The sequence below is a fragment of the Nitrososphaerales archaeon genome, from assembly GCA_032906765.1.
Classification (GTDB): domain Archaea; phylum Thermoproteota; class Nitrososphaeria; order Nitrososphaerales; family Gagatemarchaeaceae; genus DASPPF01.
The window spans coordinates 75,414-93,225 of sequence record JAJTZB010000001.1 but is presented as its reverse complement, the minus strand read 5'-3'; the positions used below and the strand labels follow the sequence as shown (position 1 = coordinate 93,225).

The 17,812-nt window shown below is 59.5% G+C and carries 18 protein-coding genes; 10 read left to right on the top strand and 8 right to left on the bottom strand.

What is annotated here, in order from left to right:
* Positions 1-25 precede the first annotated feature (25 nt).
* The 5 genes from LYZ69_00505 to LYZ69_00485 all read left to right on the top strand — a co-directional run bounded on the left by LYZ69_00505 (position 26) and on the right by LYZ69_00485 (position 6,486).
* Positions 26-2,200 (top strand): ABC transporter substrate-binding protein, encoded by a 2,175-nt coding sequence (locus tag LYZ69_00505; GenBank protein ID MDV3276929.1) that lies wholly within the window; start codon positions 26-28, stop codon positions 2,198-2,200.
* Positions 2,201-2,266: 66 nt separating this feature from the next.
* A complete protein-coding gene (locus LYZ69_00500; GenBank protein ID MDV3276928.1) occupies positions 2,267-3,400 on the top strand; it encodes an ABC transporter permease in 1,134 nt (377 codons plus the stop codon).
* Between the two features lie 86 nt (positions 3,401-3,486).
* Positions 3,487-4,335 carry an ABC transporter permease gene (locus LYZ69_00495; GenBank protein MDV3276927.1) on the top strand — a complete coding sequence of 283 codons (849 nt, stop codon included), beginning with the start codon at positions 3,487-3,489 and terminating at the stop codon, positions 4,333-4,335.
* 158 nt (positions 4,336-4,493) lie between these two features.
* Positions 4,494-5,474, top strand: a complete 981-nt coding sequence (locus LYZ69_00490) for an ABC transporter ATP-binding protein (protein MDV3276926.1) — start codon at positions 4,494-4,496, stop codon at positions 5,472-5,474.
* Positions 5,475-5,478: 4 nt separating this feature from the next.
* Positions 5,479-6,486, top strand: coding sequence for an ABC transporter ATP-binding protein (locus LYZ69_00485; GenBank protein ID MDV3276925.1), 1,008 nt, complete (start codon positions 5,479-5,481; stop codon positions 6,484-6,486).
* Positions 6,487-6,693: 207 nt separating this feature from the next.
* On the opposite strand, the gene LYZ69_00480 is transcribed toward LYZ69_00485, so the two are convergent.
* A complete protein-coding gene (locus tag LYZ69_00480) occupies positions 6,694-7,080 on the bottom strand; it encodes a hypothetical protein (GenBank protein MDV3276924.1) in 387 nt (128 codons plus the stop codon).
* A 137-nt stretch (positions 7,081-7,217) separates the two neighbouring features.
* On the opposite strand from LYZ69_00480, the gene LYZ69_00475 reads away from it, so the two are divergent.
* A complete protein-coding gene (locus tag LYZ69_00475; GenBank protein ID MDV3276923.1) occupies positions 7,218-7,787 on the top strand; it encodes a restriction endonuclease in 570 nt (189 codons plus the stop codon).
* Here the strand turns inward: LYZ69_00475 and LYZ69_00470 are convergent.
* On the bottom strand, positions 7,784-8,677 hold the full coding sequence (locus tag LYZ69_00470; protein MDV3276922.1) for a DUF1028 domain-containing protein: 894 nt from the start codon (positions 8,675-8,677) through the stop codon (positions 7,784-7,786). The genes LYZ69_00475 and LYZ69_00470 overlap by 4 nt on opposite strands.
* An 82-nt stretch (positions 8,678-8,759) precedes the next feature.
* On the opposite strand from LYZ69_00470, the gene LYZ69_00465 reads away from it, so the two are divergent.
* A complete protein-coding gene (locus LYZ69_00465) occupies positions 8,760-9,695 on the top strand; it encodes a hypothetical protein (GenBank protein ID MDV3276921.1) in 936 nt (311 codons plus the stop codon).
* A gap of 162 nt (positions 9,696-9,857) precedes the next feature.
* Here LYZ69_00465 and LYZ69_00460 read toward each other — a convergent pair whose 3' ends face one another.
* Positions 9,858-10,265 (bottom strand): DUF296 domain-containing protein, encoded by a 408-nt coding sequence (locus LYZ69_00460; protein MDV3276920.1) that lies wholly within the window; start codon positions 10,263-10,265, stop codon positions 9,858-9,860.
* Between the two features lie 57 nt (positions 10,266-10,322).
* On the opposite strand from LYZ69_00460, the gene LYZ69_00455 reads away from it, so the two are divergent.
* A complete protein-coding gene (locus LYZ69_00455; GenBank protein MDV3276919.1) occupies positions 10,323-10,898 on the top strand; it encodes a DUF99 family protein in 576 nt (191 codons plus the stop codon).
* Here the strand turns inward: LYZ69_00455 and LYZ69_00450 are convergent.
* The 3 genes from LYZ69_00450 to LYZ69_00440 all read right to left on the bottom strand — a co-directional run bounded on the left by LYZ69_00450 (position 10,885) and on the right by LYZ69_00440 (position 13,222).
* A complete protein-coding gene (locus LYZ69_00450; protein MDV3276918.1) occupies positions 10,885-12,336 on the bottom strand; it encodes an FAD-binding oxidoreductase in 1,452 nt (483 codons plus the stop codon). The genes LYZ69_00455 and LYZ69_00450 overlap by 14 nt on opposite strands.
* A gap of 41 nt (positions 12,337-12,377) precedes the next feature.
* Positions 12,378-12,821: a cupredoxin domain-containing protein gene (locus tag LYZ69_00445; protein ID MDV3276917.1), complete on the bottom strand. Its 444-nt coding sequence runs from the start codon at positions 12,819-12,821 to the stop codon at positions 12,378-12,380.
* Between the two features lie 245 nt (positions 12,822-13,066).
* A complete protein-coding gene (locus LYZ69_00440; GenBank protein ID MDV3276916.1) occupies positions 13,067-13,222 on the bottom strand; it encodes a hypothetical protein in 156 nt (51 codons plus the stop codon).
* Here LYZ69_00440 and LYZ69_00435 point away from each other — a divergent pair.
* Together LYZ69_00435 and LYZ69_00430 are read left to right on the top strand one after the other, a co-directional pair.
* Positions 13,221-13,865 carry a Rieske 2Fe-2S domain-containing protein gene (locus LYZ69_00435; GenBank protein ID MDV3276915.1) on the top strand — a complete coding sequence of 215 codons (645 nt, stop codon included), beginning with the start codon at positions 13,221-13,223 and terminating at the stop codon, positions 13,863-13,865. The two genes, LYZ69_00440 and LYZ69_00435, sit on opposite strands and share 2 nt — an antisense overlap.
* Positions 13,866-13,917: 52 nt before the next feature.
* Positions 13,918-15,234, top strand: a complete 1,317-nt coding sequence (locus LYZ69_00430) for a cytochrome b N-terminal domain-containing protein (protein MDV3276914.1) — start codon at positions 13,918-13,920, stop codon at positions 15,232-15,234.
* On the opposite strand, the gene LYZ69_00425 is transcribed toward LYZ69_00430, so the two are convergent.
* Positions 15,231-16,058: a class I SAM-dependent methyltransferase family protein gene (locus tag LYZ69_00425; GenBank protein ID MDV3276913.1), complete on the bottom strand. Its 828-nt coding sequence runs from the start codon at positions 16,056-16,058 to the stop codon at positions 15,231-15,233. The two genes, LYZ69_00430 and LYZ69_00425, sit on opposite strands and share 4 nt — an antisense overlap.
* Entirely contained in the window at positions 16,042-17,796 is a 1,755-nt protein-coding gene (locus LYZ69_00420) for a ribosome biogenesis/translation initiation ATPase RLI (GenBank protein ID MDV3276912.1), read from the bottom strand. Before LYZ69_00420 ends, LYZ69_00425 begins: the two co-directional genes overlap by 17 nt.
* Between the last annotated feature and the right edge of the window lie 16 nt (positions 17,797-17,812).

Below are 17,812 nucleotides of genomic sequence, written 5' to 3'. Positions count from 1 at the left end.
CAATGAAACGTTTCTGCCGCGCTTAATGCGCAACGGAAAAAGCGCTATATCCACAACCCTAGCAGTCGTAGTAATTGTAATTCTAGTCGTAGCGGCCGGTGCGACAATCTTCCTGTACACGTCAAGTGCGCCGTCGACCACTACCACCACTCCACCCACAACGACGACAACCCCACCGACGACGAGCACAACAGCTCCGCCCACAACGACCACCTCGGTGCCGAGCGTCCTGACTTACGAGACGCCTGCGACACCGCAGTACCTGGACACTGGGGTGTCGTACTTCTCGTACGACTACACCATCTTCCAGCAGGTCTATGAGCAGCTGCTCTGGTTCAACGGAACCACCTCCGGCTCCGTCGTGCCTTGGCTGGCACAGAGCTACACCGCATCTCCCGACGCCAAGTCCTACCAATTCACACTGAGGCAGGGCATCCGATTCCAAGACGCCGAGACCCTCAACGCGTCAGCTGTCTACTTCTCTCTGAACAGGCTCCTCGTCTTCGACGCCAGTACGCCCACGGCGCACGGCACCCAGGCGAGCTGGATACTCCAGCAACTCCTTGACAAGAGTTTGAGCACCCAACAGAGCGGAGCCGCTCAGACGTACGGCAAGTCCTACGTCGACGCGGTCCTGGGTGAGAACTTCATCCGTGTCACAGGCCCGAACACATTCACGGTCAACGTGATGAGCCCGAACGCCGCGTTCCCGTTCCTCATGGCTGGCGAGTGGGCCTCGATTCTGGCTCCGACCTACGTGATGCACCAGGACCTTCAGCTCTGGAGTCGGAGCAGCAACGGCTACACCCTCCCCTACCCTACCCTCAGCGGCAACTTCACAACGAAGGTGACCCAGTATCTGTACGACCTGAGCGCGACCTGCAACAGCGGAGCCACCCCAGGTGGTTGCGCCGCAACCTACCTGGACGGCTCGTATTCAGGCGCGATGGCAGGAACAGGTCCCTACGTCATGACCAGCTACAACAAGAACACGAACGACTTCGTCCTCACGGCCAATCCCCACTACTGGGGCGGCCCGTCAGGGAACATACATCCGAGCATCCAGACGGTCAAGGTGAACTACGTGGCTGACATCACCACTAGGGAACTCGACCTACAGAACGCCGCGAAGTCCGGCCAGGCGATGGTCATCGACCCGGACGCGACCCACCTCTATGACCTCGCGAACAGGAATGCGTGGTTGACCCAGAACACTCTTCAGTCAACAGTTCCAGGCGTGACGCTGTACGGGACATACTCCGGTCTCTCTGTGCTCTTCGACCCGTTCGACACCAACGTTACGAACGCAATAACAGGCCAGTATTACTCCTTCCAACCGTTCGCTGACAAGCGGATCAGGCTTGCCTTCGCCGACGCTGTGAACATCACCAACATCATGCTCACGCTGAACAACAAGCTCGGCCAACCAGCGATTAACGTCGTCGCGCCTGGCCTACCGCCAGCCGGGTCCTTCTTCCCCAACGACAAGCCAGCGTACAGCTACAACCTGGTCCAGGCTCAGAACATGCTCCTGGACGCGATGAAGCACCCGCTCACAAGCTTCCATTTCGTCAATGGAACGGCCGCCAGACCCGGGCTGTTCAACAACACCTTCGGATGCGCCACACTGGGGTCCAGCGGCACCTGCGGACATCCGACCCCTCAGACAGTTAACCTGTACTGGGGCGTAGGCGACACAGTCGACGAGGGAATCATGGACACCATAGCCGGCAACATCAACAACATCAGTGCGACATACAACATGGGCCTCCAGGTGGCGGTGGTGCCGCTGCCAACAGGACAGCTCCTGAACGAGGCGTTCGCCTCACCAACACACCTGTACATGTACGCACTCGGATGGTTCGCTGACTATCCTTGGTCGGTCGACTTCCTCGGCCCGATGTACGCCCCAGCGAATACGTACACAGGCCCAGACGGATGGAACCTCGGCTCTATGGCGACGCTGTGGTCACAGGTCCTGAACGCGAGTTCGCACAACAACATAGCAGCCTTGAACCAAGCCACGCACGAAATGAACGTCGTGGCCAACGACCAGGTGATGTACCTATGGACTCAGTATCCACTGAACTTCATGGCCATGACCTCGAATATAGGCGGCTTCTACTACAACGCTGCTCTATCAACATCGGCGGCCGGCGGGACCGGCCCTGAGTACTTCGCGACCCTCTACATCAAATAGTAGAGGGCGCCCAACCTTTTTTCCGTCAAAGCTTATAATGCGAGCGCGGTCATTCGCCGAGGTTCGTTGAGGCTCTATCAATATGTCCTCCGGCGCCTGATCTTTGCCGTATTCGTCCTGCTCGCGTGCAGCGTGATTGTCTTTTGGCTCCTCAGGGGGCCCCTACCTCCGGAATCCGTCCTCGCTGCCTACATAACTCCGAAGATGAACGACCCGGAGAAGCTGCAGTTGGCACAGACTCTGGGCGTGGCGACGTCATCCTGCCCCTCCTACTCGGCACTCTCCCAGCACGTTGCAGGATGCGTTGTGCCTCTGTGGCAGCAGTACTTCGGCTGGCTCTCCAACGCGTTGAGCGGCAACTGGGGCTACAGTTTCCTTCCTGGAATATCGGGGACGGGCGAGACGACCTGGGAGGTCTTCGCGGGGAGGTTCCCCTATACAGCCGAACTTGCCTTGGTCGGCTCGATTCTAACGATCTTGATAGCCCTTCCCCTCGGTGTCATCTCCGCCACCCACAACAACAGCATTCCCGACCACACATCGAGGCTGTTCGCGCTCCTCGGCTACTCCGTGCCACTCTTCGTATTGGGCTACGTCTATCAGCTTTTCTTCGGGCTCTACCTGACAGTCCCCCACGGAGGTTTCGCTGTAGGCCTCCTGCCTGTTGAGGGACAGGTCGGCACCACCTGCGCTATCTGCTTCGCCAACCCGGGGCAGGTCACGGCCTACACTGGCGCGCCTCTCTTCGACGCTATCCTTTCTGGGAATCCGGCTTACTTCTGGGACGCGCTGGTGGCCGTCTTCCTTCCTGCATTCACGCTGGCCACAGGGACCATCGCCGCCCTCACAAGGGTGCTCCGCTCCAGCATGCTGGAGGTGCTGCGACAAGACTACATCCTCCTCGCTAGGTCCAAGGGCCTCAGTGACAGGGTAGTAATCTACAGGCACGCGCTCAGGAACGCTCTCCTTCCAGCGGTAACGATTGCGGGCCTGATAGTGGCGACCCTGTTCGGAGGAGTCGTTCTGATCGAGATCGTGTTCTCTTGGCCCGGAATAGGTGCCGCGGCCGTCCAGGCGTCGCTCTCTTTCGACACGGGCTTCCTCGAGCTCTATACCCTCGCGACGGTAGGGATTATCGTTCTGGCAAACCTCTCGGTCGACCTGATCTACGCGAAGCTGGATCCAAGGATCCGATACTGAGGCGATGGAAGATACCAGGTGCGAATGAGGGCAAGCCAACCTCCGAAAGCAGGTACGCCGTTCACGTGCTATTCAGGAATCCGCTGGTGCTGATCGGTTCTGCGCTTGCCGCGATTTCTGTAATCCTGGCCCTCCTCTCCCCGCTGCTAGTCGACCCCGGCGCCTGGAAGTCCATAGACTTCGCCCTGAGGAACTGCTGGAACAATCCTCTGATAGATTGGCACATAGCGAACATCTACACGTGCCCCGCCTCCGCTCCGCACCCGCTGGGGACTGACGCTTACGGCAGAGACCTCTGGCAGATGATCCTCCTCTCAATTCCTACCGACATCGAGGTGGCCTTTGAGATAGTCAGCGCCGCCTTCGCGGTTGGCGTCACACTCGGAGCAGTAGCCGCGTACGCCGGAGGCCTTGCGGACGAGGCTGTCCTCAGGGTCACAGACGTGTTCCTGGCATTCCCGGTGCTACCCCTTGCAATAATCCTGGCCACCGTCGTGGCGCGCCAGCTTTGGGCCCTCGAGCTCGCAGTCTTAGTCATCTGGTGGCCGACGTACGTCAGGCTTTCCAGGTCTCAGGTGCTAAGCGAGAAGGAGAAGCCATACGTGGAGGCTCTCAGGGCGATGGGGGCAGGAGGACTGAGGATCGTGTTCAGGCACCTCTTGCCCAATTCAATCTACCCTGTCTTGGTCCAGGCGACGCTGGACGTGGGAGGCGTGATACTGACATTCGCTGCTCTCATGTTCTTGGGCTTCTCGCCCTCGCCTTTGCTGCCAGAGTTGGGCAACCTCGTCAACGACGGCATCACAAAGGCAAGCGTCTTCACCTCACCCTGGATCGTCCTTTTTCCTGGCCTCGCGATACTCCTGATTGCGTTGGGATTCAACCTCCTCGGGGACGGGATACGGGACGTACTGGACCCCCGACTGAGAAGGTAGCCGGAGACAGATACTTGGCGACCAAGCAGGAGGGCTCAGCGGGACGGCTGACCCTCGTGGTAAAGGACCTCCGGGTGGTCTTCCACACCTACGCCGGTGAGGTCAAGGCACTCGACGGTGTTGACCTGGAGGTGAGGAGCGGTGAGATACTCGGATTGGTGGGCGAGAGCGGCTGTGGCAAGTCAGTGACCGCACTTTCGATAGCTGGCCTCTTGCCCGAGAACGCCAAGGTGATTGGCGGAGAGGTGACACTGGGCGGGAGGAACCTCCTGTCGCTCAGGAAGAACGAGCTGCGGCTGTCCCGTCTCAAAGACATCGCCTTCGTCTTCCAAGACCCGATGACGTACCTCAACCCCGTGCTGTCTGTGGGCTCTCAACTTACCGAGGTTCTAACAGCCGACAAGAGGGCTCACCTAGACTCTCTGCTCAGCCTCAAGCTGAAGGAGATCGACCAGCTGCTCGTCAAGCAACCGGGAAATGTGCACGCCCGCCGCGAGAGGCAGAGTCTCGGCAGTCCGGGCGCAACCCTCTCTAGGGGGGAGAGGAGGAGGCTCGCCAAGAAGATGGTCCTCGAATACCTCCACCTCGTCAGGCTTCCGGAGCCTGAGAGAGTCTTCAAGATGTATCCATTCGAGCTTTCTGGTGGCATGCGCCAGAGGGCAATGATTGCGATGGCCCTGGTGAGGAGACCGAAGGTGCTGCTCGCGGATGAGATAACGACGGCCCTGGACGTGACCGTCCAGGCCCAGATTCTGGAGCTTCTGAGGGACCTGCGAGACAAGATAGATGCTGCGATCATACTGATAACGCACGACCTGGCGGTGGTGGCCGAGGTTTGCGACAGGGTCGCTGTGATGTACGCTGGCAACATCGTGGAGGTGGCGGGCGTTGAGGAGCTGTTCGCGTCCCCTCTCCACCCCTACACTGTGGGATTGTTGGCGGCAATACCGAGGCCCGACATGGAGAATATCAAGCTCGAAACAATCGGAGGTTCGGTGCCGGACCTAATCTACCCGCCTCCCGGTTGCAGGTTCCACCCGAGGTGCCCCAAGGCCTTTGAGCGTTGCCCGAAGGTCAAACCTCCTCTGATTGAGGTCAGGCCGGGCCACAAGGTAGCCTGCTTGCTCTACGGAGGATGAAGGGATGAGCGAGGGAGCTCCACTCCTCCAGGTTTCCGACCTCTACAAGTGGTTCCCAATCAAGGGCGGTCTCCTAGGAAGGGTCGAGGGATACGTGAAGGCCGTGGACGGCGTCAGCCTGGAGGTAGTCCGGGGCGAGACCATCGGCCTCGTAGGGGAATCAGGCTGCGGAAAGACTACGCTGGCCAGGGCCATCATGCGATTGACAGATGCCACTAGGGGCAGGCTGATCTACGAAGGGACGGACATAACCCGACTCAAGGGCAGGAGACTAAAGCCATTCAGGAGGAAGATGCAGGTCGTCTTCCAAGACCCATACGCGTCCCTAGACCCGCGACAGTCAGTAAAGTCTGCACTCACTGAGCCGATGCGAATCCACGGAATCGCCTCTAGCTCTGTGGAAGCGGAGCACGAAGCGAGCAGGCTCATAGAACTGGTTGGTCTGAACCCGGACCACCTATCTAGGTTCCCTCACGAGTTCAGCGGCGGGCAGAGGCAGAGGGTAGCAATCGCTAGGGCGCTCGCTGTCCAGCCCGAGTTCCTTGTCCTCGACGAGCCAACCTCCTCGCTCGACGTTTCTGTGCAGGCCCAAATCCTGAACCTTCTGGTCAGTCTGCAGTCAGAACTTTCACTCACCTACTTCTTCATCTCGCACAACCTGTCCGTCATCAGGTACATGTGTCGCAGGATAGCAGTGATGTACCTGGGGCGCATCGTCGAAGTGGCAGGAGCTTCCGAGATTTACGATCACCCGAAGCACCCATACACGGTTGCTCTTCTCTCCTCAGCCCCGGTCCCGGACCCTGCGAAGAGGAAGGGAAGGGCAGCCCTGCAGGGCGACGTCCCGAGTCCCATAGCGATCCCCTCGGGTTGCAGGTTCAGGACCAGGTGCCCCTTCGCGACGGATAAGTGCTCAAAGGTTGTACCCGAGCTCCGGCGGACGGTTAGGGGTCACTGGGTCGAATGCCTGTACGACATTGACTTTGCGAAGAAGACGGCCGTCGAGGCCTGAATTCAGCGGACGAGGAGGACCAGCAAGACCAGTACCACGATCACGACAAGCAGAGGCAGGAAGACGGTCTCCAGCGCCGCGATCAAGAGCGCGATGTAGTCCTTCCAACCTAGGCGCGCTGGACTCTCATTGGGCTCCCTGCTCCTCTTGTCTTCGTCCGCCTTCTCCTGGGCGGGTACCTGCCCGTCGTCAACCCGCTCTTCTTCCCTAGAGCTTCCCGAGCTCCAGCCACCTCGCCTTCACCGTCCTTGACCTAACCAGTCCCAACCCCTTCCACGGTTCCATGGGCATAAGTGAGATGAGCTTGGTGACGAACTCCCTAGCGTGGCGCCTAGCGTCTTCAACCGGCTCAGATGCCCCAATGTCGCGCCGGACTTCAATGGCTGTGACTTTCCTCCCAGCACCAATCGGGCCAAGAGCAGCCGGTTCGACCAATGCGTCCTCCACAAGAATCCTGAACCTCGCCGGGTCGAACACCTCGTATTCCGTCACTCTCCTTGTAGCGTTCGTGTAATAGCGGAAACTCAACTGTCGTAGAGTCTGCTCAACGAACCCCACGAGCCTAGCATACTCGACGCTGCTGACAGTCCGCACTGTCCGAGAGGTTCTCTGCCCATGGATTTAACGGATTCAAGTGGGCCATCGCCGACTGCGTACCAGAGCGCTGTTGCCTTGCCACCTTCGGACCACGGGGGGCGGCTTATAATCCTGCCAGCCTTCATCTCTTAGCATTGATCCCGGAACAGTCGAACGCCAGAAGGGTCCTCAACGGAGAGCTGACGGGCAAGGCCGAGGAGGAGTTCAGGCAGCTGGAGTTCGAGCTCCGCGGGTCAGCGGGGAAGGGGAGCCCCCGGGTCATTCGGGCTATCCTGGCCTGCAGGCTCGGTGCCAGGCTCGAGGAGGTGGCCGGCGGCTTGGACTGGGAGGAGTTCGAATCGTTCTGCGCTGACCTGTTTCGAATCCGAGGGTTCGTTGTGGAGGAGAATCTTGTGATCAGGCGTCCGAGGGCCCAGCTTGACCTGCTCGCCCATTCCGACCTTGTCTCCCTCGCAGTAGATTGCAAGCACTGGAAGCGGACGATGGGGGTGCCGTCTCTCGCCCGCTGCGCGGAGGCGCAGAGGAGAAGGGCGAGGCTCCTCAGGGAAGGGAGAGAATCCCTCAAACCAATCGCAACCGTGATTCTCCTGCTTGCGGACGAGACCCTGAGGTTCGTGGGCGGGGCGGCGGTCGTGCCTGTTCGCACTCTGGGCAGCTTCCTTGATGGGATAGCTGGATACTCCGTGATGCTCGAGTTCGACTAGGGGTAGGCTTCTCTCACGGAGGGGTCGATGGGCAGGGACCCGGCTTTCACGATTGCCTTCGTCATCTTGACGTAACTACGGTCCTTCGCAAAGACCTCTTTCAACAGGTCCAGGCCCCGTTCCCTCCGCTTGGTCGGGAGCAGGCTCACGCCGACCCAGTACTTTATTTCGTCTACTTCGGGGACGAGCTCGAGTGCCCTCTCGTACGCCTTCAGGGCGGCCGCGAGTTTGCCGGAAGCGATATAGCCGTCACCTTTGTCCACCCAATCGTAGCCCCTCTTGAATCTAAGGAGCCTTTTCAGCTCTGGTACAGGCTCCGGATGGTCTTCCACGCGCAGCTCGACCACCCTCCCCTCCCAATACGAGGAGGTCTTTTCTCCAGAGACAACAAGTATCGCGGCCGACTGCTTGCCGCGAGCATCGCCTCCGGCAGCTTCGCCAGCTTCTAGGGCGGCAACAAGCCTTTCTGGGAGGGGAAGCCTGGCGTTCTTCTCGTAGCTCTTCCTCATCGCTGTCCAGACCCTCCCGTTCCTCATTATGTTGCCCTGGCAGCTGACGCTCTTCCCTTGCGTGTTACCAGCGTAGGGGATGCATCTCTTTCCTGTGTGGGCAGCGGTCCTTCCCTTCGAGTCAACCATTGCCACCTGTCTGATGTCAGGCTTAGGGTCGACCGCGAGCAGCCCTCTGAGGGCCTCCGCGGCGCTCTTTCCTGCAGCCATTAGCTCCAAGCCCAACGGGCCGTATCTGATCTCGGTCATCGACTGTGTGGCGACCGCTCCGATGCCTGCCCTCGCCCAGGTCACAACCGAGCCCACTGAGAAATAATGCGACTGAACGGCCACCCCCATCTCGCCCGTCTTGGGGTCGCGCGCGACTATCGAGTAGGTCAACCCTTTCTGAGTGCGCCCCAGTCGATTTATCCTTTGAGTTCCAGGCGTATCGATTAAATGAAGGGAGGGGAGTGCCACCTTCATGGTCAGGATCGCTCTCTTCGGATTCGGGGCGATAGGAAGCGCGATAGCAGCGCACTGCCTGGAGAAGAGGCACGACCTGCTTGTCGTCATCGACAGCAGCCCAGCGAAGGCCGGGAAGACGCTTCGGGAGCTCTCCAACCTGAACAGTGATGTCCGCGTGATGCAGAACGTGAGGGACATCCCCCTCGACGACGTTCAAGTCGCGATCATGGCGACGAGCTCACGGCTCTCCGATATGGTCGAGGACGTCGAGTTCGTCCTCAGGAAAGGAATCAGGGTAGTCAGCACTTGCGAGGAGCTGGCCTTCCCCTCCTGGGCGAACTCCGAGGACGCCGTGCGGCTCGACGGAATCGCTAGGCAGAGCGGCTCTACGGTGGTCGGTGTCGGCGTCAACCCCGGGTTCGTGATGGACTGGGTCCCCGCCGTTGTGGCGTCTGCCTCCAAGAGCCCGAGGAGCATCAGGGTCACGAGGAGCGTCAACGTCGGTAGGAGGAGGAGGCAGCTGCAGGCGAAGATGGGGGTCGGGCTCTCGAAAGCGAAGTTCGAGAAGGGCCTCGAGAAAGGGGGGATAGGCCACGTCGGGCTGGTCGAGTCGCTGCAGCTGATCGCTTCTTCCCTGGGGAGGGAGGCAACGGACGTAACATGGGGGATCAAGCCAGTCCTCGGCGCAGCGGACTACGTGATGGGGGCCGCCCAGTTCGCGGAGGGCCGCGCTGGCGAATGCAGGATAAGGCTCGACTTGGAGATGACGACATCCTCCAGCGACTTCGACCTGATCGAGGTGAGCGGTGAACCGAATCTGAAACTGCGGTTTGAAAACGGCGTTTTCGGTGACTCAGCCACGGTAGCACTCGCCGTCAACGCCGCCGAGAGGGTCATGCGGGCGAGACCCGGGCTGATCACAATCTTGGAGTTGCCGCTAGTCACGCGCTGAGCGGGCCCACCGCCCAATCCTTCCCAGCCGCCAGCCGAGAACCCTTTATAACGCAAGCGAGCTCCGAAACATCGAGGCCGTGATGATTCAGAGTTACGACTTGGTCATACTAGTGAAGAGAAGGCATTTGTCTGAGCCTCACTCCCAGTTACTTGGCGTGTGCTAAGCTTCAACCTTGTAGATTACGTTCAGGCCCATCTCCTCGTCAAACCTCCGCTTGGCCCTGTTCTTGGTTGGGGTGATAATGGCTTCCAGCATCGGGAACACAGATCCTGATACAAGGTGGCCGCCGACTACCGAACTGTCCCTCCTCCCGAAGGTGCCGTGCATGTGAAGGAACGGCTTGCCGTCCTTCAGGGTTATGTTCCCGAGAAGCGAAGTCACCTCCATGAACTCGTTGAACTTGCGCTTTTCGTACTTCTTCTCCTCATGGTTGAAGAACGCAAGCTCTAGCTTGTTCACGCCGCCTATCGCCTCTACCCTCGCTGTCCTGATCTTCTCTTTCTTCGCTATCCTCAGTATCTCGTCAGTTATCCCCATCCCCTTCTCGAGCTTGTAGATCCTAGCCACACACCCGACCGGGTCTGCCAAGGTTAAAAGCTTGGGAGGGCCTCTCCATCCTTCGGGTTGCGCCTCCATCTGAACAAGAAGGGCATCCGAGTTCTTGGCGTTGCAGAGAGCTTCAGGCAGACCGAGAGGTGGTCGGTCTTGGCCGGTGCCGTGATGCGTGGCGACTTCATTGTCGACGGGGCTGCCTTCGACCGGACGTCGGTCGGCGGCGACGACGCTACCGCTTCAGTAGCTAGGCTCTTCAGGTCGTTCGAGAGGAACGACGTCAACCTCTTGATGGTTTCAGGCGCCATCCTCAGCCTCTACAACATCATCGACGTCGACCTGCTCTCAAGCCGCACGAAGGTCCCGGTGATCTGCCTTACCTACAAGGAGACGTCTGGGATAGAATCCTCAATCATCAGACACTTCCCCGGCCACGCCGACGAGAAGCTCAAGGCATACCGAAGGCTGGGAGCAAGGAAACGCCTCAAGCTCTCTTCGGGTCACGCTGTCTATGCCAGAACAAGCGGTATCGCGGAGAAGGATGCCTTGTCCATCGTCGACAAGTTCACCCTCCAGGGTTCCATCCCAGAGCCAGTGAGAGTCGCCAGGCTGCTCGCGCGTGCGTTCGCCGGTGCTAGGTCACCTTGACGCCAGGGTTGAGTAGGTTCTTCGGGTCGTACAGCTTCTTTACCTCCTTCATTATCCAGTAGGTACGCCTGTACTGCCTCTCCACAAATGGCGCCCTCAGAAGGCCGTCGCCGTGCTCCCCCGTGATTGACCCTCCCATCTTCCACACGGCCTCGAAGCACTCATCCATGATCTCCCTCAGCAAGCTTACGTCGCTGCTCGAGCCTGGGTCCAAGAGAGGCCTCATGTGCAGGTTGGCGTCTCCTGCGTGGCCATAGGAGATGTACTCGAGCCCCCTCGACTCGAACGAGTCGCGGAGCAGCCTGACCATCGTGCCGAGCAACTGCGGGGGAACGACGAGGTCTTCCACCCCGGGCAGGGGGACCCTTGACCCTCTTCTAATCTCGCCTGCTATCGTCAGTGTCTCGTTCCTGACCTCCCAGGCCCGAGAGACTTCGGCAGCGTCTTCCAGCACCACGGGGTCGAACTGCACCAGAGTCTTGTCCCGTGCGACCTCTTCCAAGTTTCGCGAGGTCTCGCCCCGAACAAGCCCGTCGAACTCGCAGAAGACCAGATAGTCCTCCTCCGTCCTGGAGAGCGACTTGATTCTTTCCTCCCTTCCTGTCTGTCTGAACACTGACTTGTCCACGAGCTCAACGGCGCTGGGACCGTGCTCCCTCAGGGCAGCCGCGACCTTGTCAAGTTCGGCCAGCGAAGTCTCGATGACGATCAGGAGTCGCTCAACTGGTTTCGGTCTGGTGGCCAGCCTGATCTTTGTCGTCACTGCAAGAGTCCCCTCCGACCCGACGAAGAGTCTTGGCAGGTCGACCATGCCATCGTGGATGATCTTCTCCAACCTGTAGCCAGAGGAGTTCTTCGTGACCTTAGGAGAATCATCCCTTATCGCCTTCCCGTTTTCGATGAGGAGGCTCGAGACCTTGGCTGTCGAACCCCCCGAATGCAGGGCTTCCTCGATGCCGACAGGCTTCACGACCTTCAATCCCTCCTCGGGAAGGACAACTCGCAGCTCCTGCACGTAGTCGATGGTCGAGCCGTACTTGTAGGTCCTTGCGCCAGACGCGTTGTTCGAGACCATCCCGCCAACGCTGCACGACTTGTAGCTCGAGGGGTCTACTGGCATCCAGACTCCCAGCGGGTCCAGCGCCGCATTCAGGTCAGCCTTGACCAAGGCCGGGTCGCAGCTTATGGTGCCGGGATCGCTTAGGTCTGCGCGCCTCGCGTTCTGCAGCAGCACGTAGCCGCTGCCCACAGCCTGGCTTGGTATCGAGGTCCCAGACCCCCTCGGAGTGACGGACAGGCCAAGCTGCGAGGCCGACCGGAGAACGGTCAACACGTCCTCCTCGGTCTCTGCAACGTACGCAGCTGCTGGGCGCTTGACTATGAAGCCAGCGTCCCTTGAGAGCTCGTCAAGGTCGTCTGCGGAAGCGAGTATCTTCAATGGTCCGGCTCGGCACTGACTGCTATTTCCGCGTTGTCGCTTCAGCCAGACTTGACTACGACGGTTCCGGCCATCCACGAGTGGTAGTTGCAGCCGTACCTGTAAGTCCCTGGGTTGCTGAAAGTGAACTGGAAAACGGCGCCTGGGTTCATGTTCCCGCTGTTGAACGAGTTGTCCTTGGCTGTGACCGTGTGTGGAGCTTGATCGTTGTTCGTCCAGACTATCGTGTTGTTGACTCCTATCACTACAGTCACAACGGCCGGGCTGAAACCATCTCCGGACACGGACGCCCCCTGGATGATGGACACGTTGACGAAGTGGCCCGGAGGCGGCAGTCCGCCCGACGTGGTTGTGGTCGTCGTGGTGCTTGTGAACAGCGTCGGCGCGACGTTGAACTGGAAGTACCCTATGGCCGCCACAGAGACGATGATGAGAATCGCCACCACCACGCCTACCGCTGCCGTGCCACTGTTGGGTTTGGCCAAAATCGCTTACTAGGTCGGCGACCCCACAACGGTCTATAAAATTATTGTCACGATGTTGTCGGTTTTCAATTTCTCCATATCAAAGTTAAAAATGCCGCCTAGGCACCCCACTCGGCAAGTATGTCGGAGGATTCCAAGCAAACGTCTTCCTCCACCTCTCAGCCTGAAGAGGAAAAGAAGCAGAAGCAGGCCGCGGTACCGCCGACGCCACGAGTCCCACCGACACCTGCAGCTCCCCCTCAGACTCAGCCTCCGCAGCGACCGCCAGTTGCCGTCCCTCCTCTCCCTGTGGCTGCTGCGCCGCCTATTCCTCCCCGCCCAGCGGTGACTCCGCCGCCGACTCCCCCTTCGAGACCGCTGCCGCCCAAGAGCTCGGGCCGGCGGAACTTCCTGAAGGCCATGGTCGCCGTGGGTGCGATACTCTCGATCACGCCGTTTGTCCCTTGGGGTACATTCCTCTCCTCTTCGGTGGGCAGCTCAGGCAAGTACCAGAGGCAGAAGGCGGTGATAGACAACGACCCGAAATTCGGCCAGGCGGCGGGGAAGGCAGTCAACGTGAACGACCTCAACACTTTCCCCTCAAACTCGCACTGGGCTGTGACGTACCCCTCGACTGGTGACGCAACCCTGGACGCGCAGAACCCAGACACCTTCGTGAAGTTCGAGTTGATTAGGCTGCCAGCTGGTGCGCCCTTCAACGGGGACGCCAAGGACGCGGCCGCGTTCGTGGCCTTCAGCAAGGTATGCGTCCACCTCTGGTGCAGCCCGAACTACAACCCGGCGCCGACCCACGAGCAATACGAATGCCCGTGCCACGGTAGCATCTACGAGATACCCGACGGCTTGGCCAAGGCAGGCCCCGCCTCGCAGCAACCGTCACCGACAAACGCGATACCGATGCTGACGCTGACCGCAGACCCAAACGGTGACCTGTACATCGAACCACCCATCTGGGACGTGGACCACAACGGTGTGATAGGGTACGGCAGGAACTACGGGAGCTACGACACATACATCCTGCCGGCCGCGGAGGGCAAAGGGTGATCTGACGAGTCAGGCGCAGCAAGCAGAGCCGCCGAGGAACCTGATATCGAAGTTGTACCACTGGATCGTCGACGGGCTAGAGAGGACGGTCTGGATGGGGATACAGTATACCTTCCCGAAGAGGTTCGTGAGCCCTCTAGGATACTTGGGCGTCCTCACGGGGATAACCTTCCTTCTCCTCGGTGTGACCGGCGGGTTCCTCATGATCTACTACCAGCCAACGCTCGCGGGCTGCGGCAGCATCACATGCGCTTTCAGCAGCGTCGCGCGAATCAACGACCAGGTTCCGTATGGCTGGCTGCTCCGGAACATCCACTACACGGCATCCAATGCGATGGTCCTTCTTGCGATTCTCCACATGTACTATCAGTACTTCAGCGGCAGGTTCAAGATCAAGAACGAGGTGCTCTGGGTGACCGGGATCATCCTCGGAATCATAACTGGGGTCGAAGCTTACACCGGCTACGACCTGATCTTCAACCAGAGGGCGGGCCTCGCAATCGAGATCGGCTCATCTTTGGCGAACGCCTCCCCGCTGATTGGGGGGGCGCTGAGGCTGGCGACCTTCGGGTCCGGCTTCACTGACTTCGTCCTGAGGCTCTACTCCTATCACGTCTTCGTACTGCCGATGATTATGATTGTTCTCGTGTTCATACATTTTCCGCGGTACCTAGTCTTCGACCTGCCAATCGTCTCAGCCGTGATGGGTGGAATCTTCATAATCGCGGGCATATTCCCAGTCCAGCTCAGCATCCCCTACAGCCCGAGCAACCCTGCACTCACGATCCCCGAGTGGTATTTGACCGGGATCTACGCGCTCCTCAGGACGGAGTTCGACAAGTTCGTGATGGGCGGCCTGATGCCTGGTCTCCTCTTCCTAATGGCGCTGGTCATCCCGTTCGTCGACACCTCCAAGAAGCTGAACTGGAGGGACAGGCCATTCTTCACAGCTCTCGGCATCACGAGCATCGCGCAGATCCTAGTCACTACAGCCTGGGGCTTCTACATCAACCCCAACACGTCGCTGCCGACTCTCGCGAGGCTCCTCGTCCCCCCCCAGCTTTACTTCGCCTCCATAATTGGAGTCACAATCATCTCATTCGGGCTGACGTATGCGTTCCTCAGGTACATCAAGTCGAAGGAGCGTGTCAGGAAGGCGGTCTCGCCGATGGGTCAGATTCTCTCGAAGAAGTGGGTGGTCACCTTGTTCTTCCTCCTTGTCTTCGCCCAGGTGGCGCTGAACGGCCTAGCCGTCTCCGCGATATCGCAGGGGTTGAGGAACATGGCCCTCTTCGACGTCGGGGCGGTCTTGGTCTCGTTCGGGATTATCGCTCACATCTACAGGTACAGCCAGAGCCTTCCATTCTAGCTGGCAGGCCGGATCTCTGCCGCCATCTCGACCCACCTCGGGCCGACCTCTCTTACCCTCCTGACGGTCCACTTCGTCCCAGCGGTCAGGGCGGCGGAGAGCTCTCTGTCCAGGTTCTCGGAAGCCTCTGCAACGTCTCTTCCCAACACGTGGCGATAGTAGTGAATCACTCCCCCGGGCTTCAGCAGGGACAGGGCGACTGGCAGGAACCTGAAGGTCGCAGAAGGATGGGGCATCAGTATTCGGTCGAATTTGAACCCGACCCTCGAGGGCAGCATCATCGCGTCCGAGTGTATTACGTCGACGAGTCTAGATACCCTGTTCAGCTCGTTGTTCTCCCTGTGCAGGTCGCATGCGTAGGGGTTCAGCTCGCAGCTGGTCACCCTCGTCTTCCTCTTCTTCGCTATCGGGATTGAGAACGGTCCGACCCCTGCGAACATGTTCAGCACGTCCTCCCCGCTCCTCACCGACTCAGCGACCCTCAGCCTCTCTGTCGAAAGCCGGGGAGAGAAATAGCACTTCGCGACATCGACTTTGTACGAGCAGCCGTTCTCCCTGTGTGTCGTGAGAGTCCTGTCTTCTCCTGCCAGGTGTCTCAATCGCCTCAGCCTGAACTCCCCCTCGATCCCGCCCTCCTGACCGAAGACGCACTTCACGTTCTTCATCTCCGAAAGAACAGCTGCGGCAAGCTTCTCGCCTTCCGACGCCGCCCCGGTCAGCCTCACGATTGCGATATCGCCAATGACGTCGATTCCTGTCTCAGTGCGCCCGGATGCTGCATCGACTCCTGTCTTCTCCAGGGCTCCCCTAGTCGGCCTGGGCACTTTCCTCACCCTGTGCGGGGACGTAGTAGTACGCCCCCCTTGACTTCTGCTCCCGGTCGAGTTTGCTTTCGGGCTTGTTGACCCTCGGGCGGCCTGTGTTGACATCCCTCCTGTAAGTCAATCCAATCTGCTTGAGGAATGTGTTCATCCCGTCGTCCTTCTGAAGGGGCGGCGTGGCCTCGCCGCTCACGCCGGGCGAGCCTCCGAATACCATCAACCTGTCTGAGATCAGGTCGACCACCTGAAGGTCGTGGTCTATGACAATGGCCGCCTTCCCCCGTGTCTTCACCATCCTGTTTATCGCGCGAGCAACCACGAACCTGTCCTCGACGTCAAGGAATGCAGAGGGCTCGTCGAGTGCGTAGACTTCCGCGTCCTGGGCCATCGTCGCGACTATCGCCACCTTCTGCAGCTCGCCGCCGCTCAGCTCCCCCACGTTTCTCGCGAGGAGCTTCTCCATCCTCAGGGGGGTTGCCAGGGAGTCTTGGAGGACGGGGTCGTCGTACTTGTTGCCCAGGACGGCCGAGTAGAATTCGCTGACAGTGCCCTGGAACTCGGAGGACAGGTACTGCGGCTTGTATGCGACCTTGGCGTCGATGGAGACCTCCCCGTCGTCAGGCTTCTCCTCGCCCGCAATCATCTTCAGGAATGTGGTCTTCCCGAGGGCGTTTGCTCCGACCACTCCGAGTATCGTCCCCTGATTGATGACGCCCCCGGCCACAATCAGCTTGAAGGCATCGTACGCCTTCTTCAGCGTCGAATAGCTCGCCACTGGCGTCTCGCTTTCGATTGTCTCCACTGCAGACCTCTGCCCGAAAGAGACGGGGTGATCCCTGAACCTGATGTTCTCCTGTGGAAGGTAGCCGTCGAGGAGCGCATTGATACCCGTCCTCGAAGCGTAGAGCCCCGAGACGACTCCATAGGCTCCGGGCTCGCCGTAGATTATCTGGACGTAGTCCGCGACGTAGTCCAGGAACGCGATGTCGTGCTCGACCACAAGGACAGCCTTGCCAGACTCTGCAAGGCTCCGGATTAGCTTTGAAACGGCGAGCCTCTGGTAGACGTCGTTGTAGGAGGAGGGTTCGTCGAAGAGGTAGAGGTCAGCGCTCTTCATCGCTGCGGCAGCTACTGCGACTCTCTGAAGCTCTCCTCCGCTCAGGTCAGGGACCTTCTTCCCCAAGGCTTCCCGAAGGCCCAGCGCTTCCACCACCCTGTCGAAGCTCTTTGTCTCGTCCATCTTGCGGAGCAACGAATCCGCGTCGCCCCGCCACGCCTCCGGAATCTTGTAAACCGCTTGGGGTTTGAGCGAGACCCTAAGCTCTTCGTCCTCAACCCTTTCGAAGTGCTCCTTCATCTCCCGCCCGCTGAGGTAGGACAGAAACCTTCCCCACGTCGCCTCCCGCTCGTAGTCCCCTAGGTTCGGGATGAGCGCCCCTGCGAGTATCTTCAGCGCGGTCGACTTGCCGATACCGTTCCTTCCCACAAGGCCAACAACCTGGCCCTTGCGGACGATGGGGATCCTGAAGAGGCGGAAGGAGTTGACCCCGTACTGATGTATCTTGTCGGTCTTCAGCTCCTCGCTGAGGTTCAGTATGTCTATTGCATCGAAGGGGCAGACCTTCACGCAGATTCCGCAGCCGATGCACAACTCCTCCGAGATTAGGGCGATCTTCTCATTGTCGAGGACGATGCACTCCTCTCCGTTGATGTTGACCGGACATTCCTTTATGCACTCCAACCCGCACTTTTTCGTC

What these genes read in the sequence shown, in the direction of transcription:
- LYZ69_00505 (MDV3276929.1), top strand. Translation starts at nt 26, where the DNA reads ATGCGCAACGGAAAAAGCGCTATATCCACAACCCTAGCAGTCGTAGTA.
- LYZ69_00465 (MDV3276921.1), top strand. Translation starts at nt 8,760, where the DNA reads ATGGTCAGGATCGCTCTCTTCGGATTCGGGGCGATAGGAAGCGCGATA.
- LYZ69_00485 (MDV3276925.1), top strand. Translation starts at nt 5,479, where the DNA reads ATGAGCGAGGGAGCTCCACTCCTCCAGGTTTCCGACCTCTACAAGTGG.
- LYZ69_00440 (MDV3276916.1), bottom strand. Translation starts at nt 13,222, where the DNA reads ATGGCCTTCAGGAAGTTCCGCCGGCCCGAGCTCTTGGGCGGCAGCGGT.
- LYZ69_00435 (MDV3276915.1), top strand. Translation starts at nt 13,221, where the DNA reads ATGGTCGCCGTGGGTGCGATACTCTCGATCACGCCGTTTGTCCCTTGG.